We start from the raw sequence: 14,288 nt of genomic DNA, 5'->3' as shown, positions 1-14,288 counted from the left end.
TGTGATGTGACTGGTCACACCGTTGCGGTCGACCGCGGCCGGACGACCACCCGACGCGCTCGATAGGCTGGCGGACGGCAGTGGCGGCGGGTGAGCGGAAGCGCGGGTAGATGGCCAACCTGGTCAACCTGGAAAATGTGGGCAAGAGCTTCGGCGTGCGGCCGTTGCTCGACCGGGTCTCCCTGGGGGTGGCGCAGGGCGACCGGATCGGCGTCGTCGGCCTCAACGGCGGCGGCAAGACCACCCTGCTGGAGGTGCTGGCCGGGCTGGAACCCGTGGACGAGGGCCGGGTGAGCCGCAACCGCGACCTGCGGATGGCGGTGGTCACCCAGCGCACCGAGCTGGCCCCCGGCTCCACGGTCCGGCACGCCGTGCTCGACCCGCTTGGCATCACCGAGGAGCACCAGTGGGCGGCCGACCCGCGGGCCCGCTCCATCCTGGACGGCCTCGGCATCCTCGGCCTCGGCCTGGACAGTCCGGTGGACACCATGTCCGGCGGCGAGCGGCGCCGGGTCGCGCTGGCCGCGGCCCTGGTCCGCGAGCTGGACCTGGTGGTGCTGGACGAGCCGACCAACCACCTGGACGTGGAGGGCGTGCGCTGGCTGGCCGACCACCTGCTGGCCAGGGGCACCGCGCTGGTGGTGGTCACGCACGACCGGTGGTTCCTGGACACGGTGTGCACGCGCACCTGGGAGGTCGTCGGCGGCCGCGTCGAGCAGTACGAGGGCGGCTACGCGGACTGGGTGTACGCACGCGCCGAGCGGGCCCGGCTGGCCGACACGCTGGAGGAGAAGCGGCGCAACCTGGCCCGCAAGGAGCTGGCCTGGCTGCGTCGCGGCGCCCCCGCGCGCACCTCGAAGCCGCGCTACCGGATCGAGGCGGCCGAGGCGCTGATCGCCGACGTGCCCGCGCCCCGGGACAACGTGGAGCTGCTCGCGTTCGCCAAGCGCAGGCTGGGCCGGACGGTGATCGAGCTGGAGGACGTGACGGCCGCGGCCGGGGACAAGCCGATCCTGGACGACGAGACCTGGCGCATCGGTCCCGGCGACCGGGTCGGCCTGGTCGGCGTGAACGGCTCCGGCAAGACGACGCTGCTGCGGCTGCTGGCGGGCGACACCGAGCCCGCCGCGGGTCGGCGCGTGCAGGGGCAGACGGTCCGGCTCGCCCACCTGACCCAGGAGCTGCAGGAGCTACCGGCCGCGCAGCGGGTGCTGGAGGCGGTCGAGGAGGTGGCCAGGCGGGTCACGCTGGGCAAGCAGGAGCTGTCCGCGTCCCAGCTGGCCGAGCGGTTCGGCTTCCCGGCCAACCGCCAGTGGACCCCGATCGGCGACCTGTCCGGCGGCGAGCGCCGTCGGCTCCAGCTGGCCCGGCTGCTGATGGCCGAGCCGAACGTGCTGCTGCTCGACGAGCCGACGAACGACCTGGACATCGACACCCTCCAGCAGCTGGAGGACCTGCTCGACTCCTGGCCGGGCACCATCGTGGTGGTCTCGCACGACCGGTACCTGGTGGAACGGGTGTGCGACCGGGTCGTGGCCCTGTTCGGCGACGGCAAGGTGACCCACCTGGTGGGCGGCATCGAGGAGTACCTGGACCGCCGCGAGGCCGCCATCGCCGCACCCGCGGCGACCGGGGCCCCGGTCAAGCCGGTCAAGCAGGCCGCCGAGGCGCCGAAGGCGAGCGCCGCCGACCGGCGGGCCGCGCAGAAGGAACTGGCCCGACTGGAGCGGCAGATCGACAACCTGGGTAAGAAGGAGGCCGACCTGCACACCGCGCTCGCGGGCGCGGCCACCGACGCGACCCGGCTGCTGGAGCTGGACGCGGAGCTGCGGAAGATCGTCGCGGAGAAGGCCGACCTGGAACTGCGCTGGTTGGAAGTGGCCGACACCGCCGAGTAGAGCGCCTTGCCCGACCTGGCACACATGGTCCAAGGTGCACTGGGGCCGCACTAGGCTGCTGCCCATGAGCAGGTTCGTCGACACGCTCCTGGACACCGCGCGCGCCAGGGGAGACCGCAAAGGCATCACCACCGGCGAGCCCACCGCCCCGGTCCGCCACACCTGGGGCGAGATCCACGACCGCGCCCTGCGCATGGCGGGTGCCCTGGTCGCCGGTGGTCTGGACCGGTACGGTGCGGTCGCGGTGCTGGCGACCACCCCGGTCACCATCGCCCCGGCCGTCCAGGCGGTCTGGCTGGCAGGCGGCAGCGTCACCATGCTGCACCAGCCCACCGCCCGCACCGACCTGGCCGAATGGGCGCATGACACGGTCCGGGTGCTCAGCATGATCGACTCCCGGCTGGTCCTGCTCGGCGAACCCTTCGACCAGCTGGCCCCGCTGCTGGACGAACACGGCATCGCCTACCGCAAGCTGGCCGACCTGGACGGCGACCCGCTCGCCGAGGTGGTCACGGTCGACGAGGACGCCCCGGCGCTGCTCCAGCTGACCAGCGGCTCCACCGCCGACCCGAAGGCCGTCCGCATCACCCACGGCAACCTGTACGCCAACCTCACCGCGATGGCGGAGCGGGCGGCGCTGGACGCGGAGACGGACATCATGGTGTCCTGGCTCCCGCTCTTCCACGACATGGGTATGGTCGGCTTCCTGACCATCCCGATGACCGTCGGCCTGGAACTGGTGAAGGTCACCCCGGTCGAGTTCCTCGGTGGCCCGCTGCTGTGGGCCGACCTCATTTCCCGCCACCGGGGAACGATCACCGCCGCGCCCAACTTCGCCTATGCGCTGCTGGGCCGTCGACTGTCCGGTGTGGACGAAGAGGACAAGTACGACCTGTCGTCGCTGCGGATCGCGTTGAACGGCGCGGAACCCATCGACGAGAAGGCTGTTCGCGCGTTCACCGAACAGGGTGGCCGGTTCGGTCTCCGGGCAGAGTGCGTGTTCCCCGCCTACGGGATGGCTGAGGCGACGCTCGCGGTGTCGTTCGCGCCGTTGTTCACCGGGTTGACGTTGGACCGGATCGACGCGGAGAAGCTTGAGGCGGAGAACCGGGCTGTTCCTGGGGAGGGACGGGCGTTCGCAGTCCTTGGGGAGCCGTTGCCCGGGATCGAGGCCAGGATCGTCGGGGATGACGGGGCTGTGCTGGGGGAGCGCTCCGTCGGGGAGATCCAGCTTCGGGGCGAGGCCGTGACGCCCGGATACCTGACGGTCAACGGGCCGGTGCCCACGCAGGACGCCGACGGCTGGCTGGCCACCGGGGACATCGGGTACCTGGTGGACGGGCAGATCGTGATCTGCGGGCGGCGCAAGGATGTGATCATCCTGGCCGGGCGGAACATCTACCCGACGGATATCGAGCGTGCGGCATCCACTGTGGAGGGTGTGCGGGCGGGGAACGCGGTGGCCGTGCGGATCGACGCCGGGTCGCGGCGGGAGCGGTTCGCCGTGGTGGTGGAGTCGCGGTTGGCCGGGGATGAGAACGCGGTGAAGGTGCTGCGGAAGGATGTCGGGGCGCGGGTGTTCGAGGCGGTGAACGCGCGGCCGGTGGCTGTTGTGGTGCTGGCGCCCGGATCGTTGCCCAAGACGCCTTCGGGAAAGCTTCGGCGAGCCGCCGCGGGCGCTTTGGTCACCGACGTCTAGCAGAACGTACTTCTCGCCCACGAAACGGGCCCCTGTGCACAAGGGGCCCGTTTCGTATGTCTAGACGGCGGCTGGAGCCGGGGTGACCTCCAAGGAGGACAGGAACTTCGCACACCAGTCCAGCAGGTCTTGGTCCCGCAGCACCGGTGCGCCGATCCGCCCGCCCGCGGGCCCTTCCGTAGGCCGGGGAACAGTGACCGTGTTGGTCACGGCCTTGTGCCCGGCCTTGGGGTACAACCGCTTCAACCGCACCAACTGCGAATCCCGCAACGGCAACGGCGCGAACCGGATAGCGTTCCCCTGCGTCACGACCTCGGTAACTCCGTGCCTGCGGCACAACTGCCGGAACCGGGCCACCGCCAACAGGTTCACCACCGGCGCGGGCAGCTCCCCGTACCGGTCCACCAGCTCCTCCCGGACGGCGTCCAAGGCGGCTTCATCCACCGCGGCGGCAAGCTTCCGGTAGGCCTCCAACCGGAGCCGCTCGCCGGGCACGTAGTCATGCGGGATGTGCGCGTCGACCGGGAGGTCGACCCGGACCTCCGCCAGGTCTTCCTCGTCCTCGGCCCCGGGCGCCCCGGCGTGCTTCCGGAACGCCTCCACGGCTTCGCCCACCAGCCGCACATAGAGGTCGAACCCGACCCCGGCGATGTGCCCGGACTGTTCGGCACCAAGGATGTTCCCGGCGCCCCGGATCTCCAGGTCCTTCATGGCGACCGCCATACCCGCGCCAAGTTCGGTGTTCTGCGCGATGGTCGCGAGCCGGTCGTGCGCCGTCTCGGTCAACGGGGCCTCCGGCGGGTACAGGAAGTACGCGTACCCCCGTTCCCGACCACGCCCGACCCGGCCGCGCAGCTGGTGCAGCTGGGCCAGCCCGAGCATGTCGCCGCGCTCCACGATCAGCGTGTTGGCGTTGGAGATGTCCAGGCCGGTCTCCACGATCGTCGTGGAGACCAGGACATCGTGTTCCCGCTCCCAGAAGCCCTGAATGATCTTCTCCAGGCGGTCCTCGTTCATCTGGCCGTGTGCGGTGACGACGCGGGCTTCCGGGATCAGTTCACGGAGCCTGCGGGCCGCCTTCTCGATCGAGGAGACACGGTTGTGGACGTAGAAGACCTGGCCGTCGCGGAGGAGTTCACGGCGGATGGCGGCGGCCACCTGCTTGTCGTCGTAGCCGCCGACATAGGTGAGGATCGGGTGCCGGTCCTCCGGCGGGGTGAGGATCGTGGACATCTCGCGGATTCCCGCGAGGGACATCTCCAGCGTGCGCGGAATCGGGGTGGCCGACATGGTCAGCACATCCACGTGCGTGCGCAGCGCCTTGATGTGTTCCTTGTGCTCCACACCGAACCGCTGTTCCTCGTCGACGATCACGAGGCCCAGGTCCTTGTAGCGCAAGCCCGTCTGCAACAGCCGGTGCGTGCCGATGACGATGTCCACCGAACCGTCCGCCAGACCCGCCACGGTCTGTTCGGATTCCTGCGGGTCGGTGAACCGGGACAGGCCGCGAATGGTCACCGGGAACGAGTGCATTCGACCGGCAAAAGTGTTCAGGTGTTGCTGCGCCAACAGGGTCGTGGGCACCAGCACAGCCACCTGCTTGCCGTCCTGCACGGCCTTGAAAGCGGCGCGGACGGCGATCTCCGTCTTTCCATAACCCACGTCACCGCAGATCACGCGGTCCATCGGGACGCCGCGCATCATGTCGGCCTTGACCTCGTCGATGGCGGCCAGCTGGTCGACGGTCTCGGTGAACGGGAACGCGTCCTCCAGCTCGCGCTGCCACGGGGTGTCCTGGCCGAAAGCGTGGCCGGGGGCGGCCTGGCGGGCCGCGTAGAGCTGGACGAGCTCGGCGGCGATCTGCTTGACCGCCTTCTTCGCCTTCGCCTTGGTGTTCTTCCAATCGGAGCCGCCCAGCTTGTTCAGCGTGGGCAGTTCACCGCCGACGTAGCGGGAGATCTCGTCCAACTGGTCCGTCGGGACGAACAGGCGGTCGCCCGGTTGGCCGCGCTTGGAGCTGGCGTACTCCAGCACCAGGTACTCGCGTGTCACCGGGGCGCCGGAGGTGTCCTTGATGGCGCGCTGGACCATCTCCACGTACCGGCCGATGCCGTGCTGCTCGTGCACGACGTAGTCGCCCGCCTTGAGCGCCAACGGGTCCACCGCGTTGCGGCGGCGGGACGGCATCTTGACCGTCATGTCCTTTGTGGACGTGCCGTGCCTGCCGCCGGTCAGGTCCGTCTCGGTGAGCACCACCAGGCCGGAGCCGGGCGCGATGAAGCCGTCCTCGATCGCCCCGCAGACCACCGTGACCATCCCGGCGCGCGGCGGCTCGGGCAGCCCGTCGTCGGCGAACACCGCCGCCACCTCGGCCTCGGCCAGCTGCTCCACCGCCCGCTTCGCGGTACCCGCACCGGGCACGACCAGCACCGCGGCCCCGCCGGCCGCGGTGTGCGCGCGCAGGTCGGCGAACGCGCGGTCGATCTCGCCGCGGTAGGCCTCCACCGGGCGGACGTCCAAGACCATCGCGTCCGCGTCGGGGGTGGTCAGCTGGGAGAGGGTCCACCACGGGTGGTCGTGGTCGCGGGCGTGCGCGGCCACCTCGCCGAGATCCCGGTACGCGGACGCGCCCAGGTCGATCGGGGCCTTGCCGCCGCCCGCGGCCGCCATCCAGGAGGCCTCCAGGAACTCCTGGCCGGTGCGCACCAGGTCGTGCGCGCGCGTGCGGATCTTCTCCGGGTCGTTCAGCAGCACGTGCGTGTCCGCCGGGACGACGTCGGTGAGCAGCTGCATCTGCCCCGGCACGAGCGCCGGGATGAGCGCCTCCATGCCCTCCGACGGGATGCCCTCGGACAGCTTGGTGAGCATCTCGTGCAGGTGCGCGTCCGCCTGGTGCAGCTCGGCGAGCGCGCCCGCCCGGCCGCGCACGTCCGCGGTGAGCAGCAGCTCCCGGCACGGCGGCGCGGTGACCTCGGCCACCTCGCCGGGCAGCGAGCGCTGGTCGGCCACCGCGAACGGGCGGATCTCGCTGACCTCGTCGCCCCAGAACTCCACCCGGACCGGGTGCTCGGCGGTCGGCGGGAACAGGTCGACGATGCCGCCGCGCACCGCGAACTCGCCGCGCTTCTCCACCATGTCGACCCGCGCGTAGGCCAGGTCGGCCAGCCGGGCGATGGTCTCCTCGAAGTCGGACTCCGCGCCGGTCTTGAGGTGCACCGGCGCCAGCTCGCCCAGTCCGGGGGCCATCGGCTGGATCAGGCTGCGCACCGTGGCGACCACCACCCGCACCGGCCCGGCCGGGTGCTCCTCCGGGTGAGCCAGTCTGCGCAGCACCGCCAGCCGGGCACCGACCGTGTCCGCGCGTGGCGACAGCCGCTCGTGCGGCAGCGTCTCCCAGCTGGGGAAGTCGACCACGACGTCCCGGCCGAGCAGGTCGCCGAGCACCGAGACCAGGTCGCTCGCCTCCCGCCCGGTGGCGGTGATCGCCAGCACCGGGGCCTTCGCCGCCAGCGCGGCCACGACCAGCGGGCGCGCCGCGACCGGCCCGTGCAGTGTCTGGGTGGGTGCCCCCACGGCCCCGGTGACCGCGGCGGCGGCAGGGTCGGCGAGCAGTGTTTCGAGCAGGCCGTGCAGCTTAGACACGAGAGCAGCGTCCTTGTCGGCTGGCTTGGTCAGGATCTTCCCGCGGAGAGGGCGGCACCGACCAGCCTACGACCTGGGACCGACAGCCGTCTCGCCGTATAGCGTGCCGACCATGCCGCTCGGACAGTGGACCGCGTTGACCCGCAGGCTCGGCCTCACCGCCGACGACCTGGGCCGGAGCCTGCTGGCCAGGTGGTCGGAGCCGGGCAGGCGCTATCACGATGTCGACCACTTGACGACGGTTTTGTCGGGTGTGGACGACCTGGTGACGCACGCCGCCGACCCGGACCTGGTCCGCCTCGCCGCCTGGTATCACGACGCGGTCTACCTCGGCCGCGCCGACGACGAGGAGGCCAGCGCCCGGCTGGCCGAAACCGAGCTGCCCGCGGTGGGCCTGTCGGCCGAGGCGACCGGGGAAGTGGCCCGGTTGGTGCGGTTGACCGCGGGCCACCGCACCGCGCCCGGCGACCGCAACGGCGAGGTCCTGTGCGACGCCGACCTGGCGATCCTGGCCTCCGCCGAGTACCGGGCGTACGTGGACGCGGTCCGCGCCGAGTACGCGCACGTGCCCGACGACCAGTTCCGCGCGGGCCGGGCCGCCGTGCTGCGTGGCCTGCTGGAGCTGCCGCAGCTCTACCGGACACCGCAGGCCCGCTCGCGTTGGGAGACAGCCGCCCGCGCCAACATGACCGCGGAACTCGCCGAACTGAACTAGTGGTGCGACCCGCTACTAGCGGCTTGACCAGGCTCAGAACTGCGGAGAGCGCTTCTCCAGGAAGGCGGACACGCCTTCCGCGTAATCGGCGCCGCCCACGGAAGCCGCGTACAGCAGGTGCACGGCGTCGTCCTCGTCGTGGCGCCCGTCCACGATCCGCCCGATGATCTCCTTGGCGCCGCTGATGGTCGTGCGCGAACGCGCGGCCATCACCCCGGCCAACTCCACCGCGCGCGCCCGCGGATCCGCCTGGAGCTCGTTCACCAGCCCGATTCGCAATGCCGTTCGAGCGTCCAGGATGTCGGCGGTGAAGAGTATTTGTTTGGCCCACGCCGGGCCGACCGCGTTCACCAGCAGCCGGGTCGACGGCAACGCGAACACGATTCCCAGCTTGGCCGGGGTGATTCCGAACCGGGCGTCCTCTGCGGCCACCCGGAGATCGCAGGCGAGCGCCAGTTCGCAGCCGCCGCCGATGCAGAACCCGGTGACCGCGGCAATGGTCGGCTTGGGCAGCGCGGTCAGTGCCCCGGTAGCCGCCTCGATCGCCGCCGCGTAGTCGCGCGCGCCCGCGACGTCCCGGCGCACGGTGCCGAACTCGGTGATGTCGGCGCCCGCGGAAAACGATTCCGTGCCCTGGATGATCAGCGCGCGGAGTGTGTCATCAGCGGCGACCTGGCGCACCAGGTCGGGGAGCGCGCGCCACATTTCGTAGCTGAGCGCGTTCTTTTTCGCGGGGCGGTCGATGGTGACCGTGGCGACCGGGCCGTCCGTCGTCAAGATCAGGTTCTGGTCCACCCGGTAACGGTAACTGGGAAACGATCGGGGTAAGCCCAGTTCGCCCGATGTTCCCATGGGCGGTTTCCGGTCGCCGTCCAGTGGCAATGGATGTTTTGCGGCACTCTGCGGTCATGCGCCTAATCACCTCCACTGCGATATCGGTGATGTTGGTCCTCTCGGTCGGGTACGCCACGGCGGACGGTTCGCCACAGGCACCCGGCGGGACAGCCGGGGCGACCGCCCCGGCGTTGACGGTGCAGACCGTGGCCGCCGGGCTCACCCACGGCTGGGACGTCGGCTTCCTGCCCGACGGCAAAGTCCTGGTGACCCAGCGGACCGGGAAGTTCGCGTTGCTGTCGTCCGCCCGGCCCGGCGCGACGGTGACCACGCTGCGGGCCGACACCAGCTCCGTGCGGGTGCTCGGCGAGGGCGGGTTGATGGGACTGGTCATCCACCCGGACTTCGCCACCACCCGGGAGTTCACCGCTTGCCAGACCTACCAGCAGAACAACAAGCCGGTCGACATCCGGCTGGTCACCTGGAAGCTGGGCACCGACAACCGGAGCGCGACCAAGGTCAAGGACCTGCTCACCGGGCTGCCCATCTCCCAGCAGGGCAGGCACTCCGGCTGCCGCCCGACCATCGGTCCAGACGGTGCGCTGCTCGTCGGCACCGGGGACACCGCCAACCCGACCGTGGCCCAGAACAAGAACAGCTTCGGCGGCAAGGTGCTGCGGATCGACCTGCACACCGGGAAACCGTTGCCGGACAACCCGTTCCCGGGCTCGCCGGTCTACAACTACGGCCACCGCAACGTCCAGGGCGTCGCGGTCCGGTCCAACGGGCAGGTGCTCACCGCCGAGCAGGGCCCGGACAAGGATGACGAGGTCAACCTGCTGGTGAAGGGCGCCAACTACGGTTGGGACCCCTCGCGCGGCGGGACCAGCACCAAGTACGACGAGACCGTGCCGATGACCGACCTGACCCGGTTCCCGGACGCCGTGCCTGCCAAGTGGTCCTCGGGCACCCCCACCGAGGCGACCTGCGGGGACACCTTCCTCGCAGGCAAGCAGTGGGGTGAATGGGACGGCGCGCTGGCCATCGTCGCGCTCAAGGGCGCCAAGCTGATCGTGCTCACCCTGGACGAGCAGGCCAACGTGGTCTCGAAGGCCATTCCCGCCGAGGTCAACGGCAAGTTCGGCAGGCTGCGCGCCGCGCGCACCGGCCCAGACGGGGCGCTGTACGTGACCACGTCCACCGGCTCCAACGACAAACTGCTGCGCATCGCCCCGACCGGCAGCTGACGCCACCGACCGGATAGGAGCAAACCACCAGGTAAACCGGACCGGGCCGGTAAGTCCGCAGTGGACTTACCGGCCCCCGACCGTCCCGGGCCGCTCGCACAGCTCCGGGCTGCCGTCCAAGTTGGACAGGCCATTCCAGGCCAGGTTCACCAGGTGCGCGGCCACCTTGTCCTTGCCCGGCTTGCGCGCCTCCAGCCACCACTGGCCGGTGAAGGCCACCATGCCGACCAGAGCCTGGCTGTATAGCGCGGCCAGCCTCGGCTCGTAGCCGCGCTTGCCGAACTGCACGCCCAGGATGTGTTCGACCTGGCTGGCGATGTCGTTGAGCAGGCTGGAGAAGGTGCCGGTGGAGGTGGCCACCGGCGAGTCCCGCACCAGGATGCGGAACCCGTCCGTGCTGCCCTCGACATAGTCCAACAGCGACAGTGCGGCGCGCTCAAGCAGCACCCTGGGGTGCGCGTCCTCGGACAGCGCGCGGCTCATGCCCTCCAGCAGCGAGCGCATCTCCCGGTCGACCACGACCGCGTAGATGCCCTCCTTGCCGCCGAAGTGCTCGTACACCACGGGTTTGCTGACGTGCGCCCGGTGCGCGATCTCCTCGACCGAGGCGCCGTCGAACCCCTTCTCGGCGAACAGGGCGCGCGCCACGTCCAGCAGCTGCTGCCTGCGCTCCTTGCCGGTCATTCGCACGCGCGTCGTCGGGGATGTCTCGATCCTTCTCGCCGCCACCGATCCAGCCTAGTGGCGCGAACCGGCGTTGCGCGGTAGAGCGCGGTTTCGCGTGTGGAAAGCGCGGTGGGGTCAGTCCTTGGCGACCGCGAGCTTGGCCAGCCGGGCCTCGCTCGGCCAGCGCACGTCGCTCACCCAGCCGAACTTCTCGAAGATCCAGATGAGTCGGGCGGAGGTGTCGATCTGGCCGCGCTGCACGCCGTGCCTGGCGCAGGTGGGGTCGGCGTGGTGCAGGTTGTGCCAGGACTCGCCGAAGCTGAGGATGGCCAGCGGCCAGAAGTTGGCTGCCTTGTCCCGGCTGGCGAACGGGCGCTCGCCGATCATGTGGCAGACCGAGTTGGTGGACCAGGTGACGTGGTGCAGGAACGACACGCGCACCAGGCCCGCCCAGAAGAACGCGGTGAACGCGCCCCACCAGGACCAGGAGATGAGCCCGCCGAGCACCGCGGGCATCAGCAGGCTGACCGCGGTGATCAGCGGGAACAGCCGGTTGACGCGCATGATGTCGCGGTCGGCGAGCAGGTCGGGGGCGAAGCGCTCCTTGTTGGTCACGTCGTGGTCGAAGATCCAGCCCATGTGCGAGTGCCAGAAGCCCTTGGCCAGCGCCACCGGCGAGGTGCCGAACAGCCACGGCGAGTGCGGGTCGCCCTCCCGGTCGGAGAAGGCGTGGTGGCGGCGGTGGTCGGCGACCCAGGTGACCGGCGGGCCCTCGGCAGCCATGCTGCCCATCACCGCGAGCACGATCTTCAGCGGGCGCTTCGGCTTGAACGAGCCGTGCGTGAACAGTCGGTGGTAGCCGACCGTTACGCCGAGGCCGGAGAGGTAGAAGAAGGACACCGCCAGGATCACGTCGGTCCAGCCCAACCCCCAGCCCCAGGCGAAGGGCACCGCGCCGACCAGCGCGACGAAGGGCAGCAGGATGAAGACGTACACCCCGATCCGGGTGGTGAGGTTCCGCCTGCCCTCGATGAGGGGCTTGGGCCCCTTCTTCTCGTTCTCGGCCACTCCCGCTTTCGCGTCGAGCGTGCTCGTCATGGATGTCCCTACTTTCCGACCGGCGCGACCAAGGCGAGGCTCACCTACGCCTCCGTAACCTACGACAGCGTAAGGACTCGGTCGGGCGTGGCGCCAGTACCCCGAGCCCCTTGTCCCACTGGATATTCGCCACTGGACGGCGGTGTGGCGTGGTCGTGAAGCGGACATAGTGTGGCGGTGAAGTCGACGCTGGCCAAGACCTCCGGAGTGCCGGTTGTCGGCCGGACAAGGAACTGACCGCACCCATATCGCCTCGTTGCGTAACGCCGTCTCGATTCTTGTGACCCCGCTAACACCCGAACGGACGCGAGCCAGGGCCAATCGCGCGGGTAGTGCTGCCCGTACCGCCACCCGCATGCCACGATGTTCCCCACTGTGAGCGAACCTCGCTCGCGGTCCGCCGTGGTGTAAAGGCAGCACCTTGGATTTTGGTTCCAATGGTTCAGGTTCGAATCCTGGCGGCGGAGCACGGTCGTCGAATGCCCGGACCGGTCGGCAGCACGCAGGCCGGGACCAGGGCCCGCGCCGGGCGGGCAGCCGGTCCCCGCGTCGACGACCCGGTGGCCGAGGGCCGAGGCGAACCCGGTGGCACGACCGAACACGCACCTAGGGGGGTGTCGCGGCGCAGGTGGACGACGAGCGGCGGGACGAGGGCGAGCTGCCCGCGTTGGAGGAGCGCTCCGACGCCTGGCTGGTCGGCCGCGCGCGGGAGCTGCTCGCCGTCATCCAGGTCAGCGGCAGACCGGAGCGGGCCAGGCACGCCGAGGAGGTCGACCGGCTGCTGGCCGAGGCCCAGCACCGCGGCGAGCCCAGGATGGTCGCGCAGCTGCTGCGCTCCGCGGTGGCCGTGCGGGTGTTCAACCCGGAGCTGGTCGACTCCGCCGAACCGCTGCTGGACGAGCTGCTCGCGCACACCCGCAGGCACGGTCTGGTGGTGCTGAAGGCCGACGCGCACGCGCTGCGCGGGCACCGGCTGCTGCTCGCCTCCGCCGAGGACCCGGCGCTGACCGAGGCCGCCATCGCGCTGGCGATGCTGGACGAGGACATCACCCCGGACACCCAGTTCGGCCGCCGCAGCTGGGACATGATCATGGCGACCACGCTGATGGACATCGGCACGCTGCTCACCCAGCTGGGCGTCTACGAGATCGCCGACCAGGTGATGAACCGGGCGGCCAAGAGCATCCGGGCGGGCGCGGGCCCGCACCTGATCTCCGTGCACATGATCAACCGGGCCCGGCTGCTGGTCGGCTGGGGCCTGCGGCTGGAGCGGATCAGCGAGGACGAGCGGGCCGCCGAGCGGTTCGCCACCGCGGCCGCCATCGCGGTCGCGGTGGAGCCGCCGTTCCGCGAGTCGCTGTTCCCGCGCGACTCCGACCTGGCCGCCGCCGACCAGAACCCGGTCGTGGGCGCCGCGCTGGCGCTGGCCCAGCCGTCCGCGGTGCACCTGACCCGGCTGCGCGCGCTCGCCGAGTCGCCGCGCGAGCTGGTGATCGTGGCCATCGCGCTGGCCCGCTGCCTGGAGCACGAGGGCCGCGAGGAGGACGCCGTCGAGGTGCTCGCCGGGGCGCGCGCCCGGATGTACGACGAGCACGAGACCTCCGAGCAGACGCTGCGGCTGTGCCTGATCCGCGAGTACGCCCGGCTGTCCGGCACGGAGAGTACCGAACGCACCACCAGCGCCCTGGAGCACTACGCCACCGAGCTTGAGGCGCAGCTGTGGGACATGCGGGAGTCCCGGATCGCCACCCTGAACACCCGCCGCGAGCACGAGCGCCTCTCCGCCATGCACGGCACGGTCGCCAGGCAGGCCATGCAGGACCCGCTCACCGGCCTGCCCAACCGGCGCGCGCTGGATGAGCGGCTGGCCACCCTGGCCGCCTCGCCGACCAACCACCCGTTGGCCATCGCCCTGGTCGACCTGGACGGCTTCAAGGGCGTCAACGACCGCATGTCGCACGCCGAGGGCGACGACGTGCTGCGTGTGGTCGCGGGCACGCTGCGGGACGCGTTGCGCGGCAGCGACATGGTGGCCCGCTACGGCGGCGACGAGTTCATCGTGCTGCTGCCCGGCGCCCCGCTGACCGCCGCCGAGGCCGCGCTGCGCCGCGCGGTCACCGCGGTGGCCGGGCTGCCGCCGGACCTCTCGCACGGCGTCACGCTGTCCATCGGCGTGGTGTGCCTGCGCCCGCAGGAGACCGCGGTGCGCGCGCTGGCCCGCGCGGACGCGGCCATGTACGCGGCCAAGCGCAAGGGCGGCAACGGCATCGTCGCGGTCACCGGCGGTGCGGGAGCCGAGCCCGAGGACGGGACGACCGGTGCGGAACCGGGCGATCGCGGCGGCCGGGAACGTACCAACGGCAACCGGTCCACCCGCCCGGACGACCCGGCGTGGGTGCTGCCGGAGACCACGTAGGATCGTGCCCCGGCGGCGTCGACCCAGCGACCCCCGTCCCGCGGGCGAGCCGTCCACTCCGAGCTTTCGCCGA

General features: G+C 71.0%; 9 protein-coding genes and 1 tRNA gene. 6 read left to right on the top strand and 4 right to left on the bottom strand.

Annotated elements, in window-relative coordinates:
- Positions 1–110 precede the first annotated feature (110 nt).
- Positions 111–1,898, top strand: coding sequence for an ABC-F family ATP-binding cassette domain-containing protein (locus C503_RS0116350; protein ID WP_018683300.1), 1,788 nt, complete (start codon positions 111–113; stop codon positions 1,896–1,898).
- 64 nt (positions 1,899–1,962) lie between these two features.
- On the top strand, positions 1,963–3,597 hold the full coding sequence (locus C503_RS0116345) for a fatty acyl-AMP ligase (protein WP_018683299.1): 1,635 nt from the start codon (positions 1,963–1,965) through the stop codon (positions 3,595–3,597).
- A 60-nt stretch (positions 3,598–3,657) separates the two neighbouring features.
- Here the strand turns inward: C503_RS0116345 and mfd are convergent, their stop codons facing one another.
- Positions 3,658–7,230: a transcription-repair coupling factor gene (gene mfd, locus C503_RS0116340; RefSeq protein WP_425393525.1), complete on the bottom strand. Its 3,573-nt coding sequence runs from the start codon at positions 7,228–7,230 to the stop codon at positions 3,658–3,660.
- Positions 7,231–7,351: 121 nt separating this feature from the next.
- Here mfd and C503_RS0116335 point away from each other — a divergent pair, with 121 nt between their 5' ends.
- Positions 7,352–7,954, top strand: coding sequence for an HD domain-containing protein (locus C503_RS0116335; protein ID WP_018683297.1), 603 nt, complete (start codon positions 7,352–7,354; stop codon positions 7,952–7,954).
- A 33-nt stretch (positions 7,955–7,987) separates the two neighbouring features.
- On the opposite strand, the gene C503_RS0116330 is transcribed toward C503_RS0116335, so the two are convergent.
- Positions 7,988–8,749: an enoyl-CoA hydratase/isomerase family protein gene (locus tag C503_RS0116330; protein WP_018683296.1), complete on the bottom strand. Its 762-nt coding sequence runs from the start codon at positions 8,747–8,749 to the stop codon at positions 7,988–7,990.
- A gap of 146 nt (positions 8,750–8,895) precedes the next feature.
- On the opposite strand from C503_RS0116330, the gene C503_RS0116325 reads away from it, so the two are divergent.
- Positions 8,896–10,035, top strand: a complete 1,140-nt coding sequence (locus C503_RS0116325; protein WP_018683295.1) for a PQQ-dependent sugar dehydrogenase — start codon at positions 8,896–8,898, stop codon at positions 10,033–10,035.
- A gap of 66 nt (positions 10,036–10,101) precedes the next feature.
- Here the strand turns inward: C503_RS0116325 and C503_RS0116320 are convergent, their stop codons facing one another.
- Positions 10,102–10,719: a TetR/AcrR family transcriptional regulator gene (locus C503_RS0116320; protein ID WP_018683294.1), complete on the bottom strand. Its 618-nt coding sequence runs from the start codon at positions 10,717–10,719 to the stop codon at positions 10,102–10,104.
- Positions 10,720–10,836: 117 nt separating this feature from the next.
- Complete coding sequence (locus C503_RS0116315; protein WP_026316364.1) at positions 10,837–11,799, bottom strand: acyl-CoA desaturase; 963 nt, start codon at positions 11,797–11,799, stop codon at positions 10,837–10,839.
- 396 nt (positions 11,800–12,195) lie between these two features.
- Between C503_RS0116315 and C503_RS0116310 the strand changes: the two genes are divergently transcribed.
- Positions 12,196–12,266 (top strand) — tRNA-Gln (locus tag C503_RS0116310).
- 161 nt (positions 12,267–12,427) lie between these two features.
- Complete coding sequence (locus C503_RS0116305; RefSeq protein ID WP_018683292.1) at positions 12,428–14,215, top strand: GGDEF domain-containing protein; 1,788 nt, start codon at positions 12,428–12,430, stop codon at positions 14,213–14,215.
- The last annotated feature ends 73 nt before the right edge of the window (positions 14,216–14,288 follow it).

This window comes from Actinokineospora enzanensis DSM 44649 (assembly GCF_000374445.1).
Classification (GTDB): Bacteria; Actinomycetota; Actinomycetes; order Mycobacteriales; family Pseudonocardiaceae; genus Actinokineospora; species Actinokineospora enzanensis.
The sequence above is the reverse complement of the archived record's forward strand: the minus strand, read 5'-3'. Positions and strand labels throughout refer to the sequence as shown.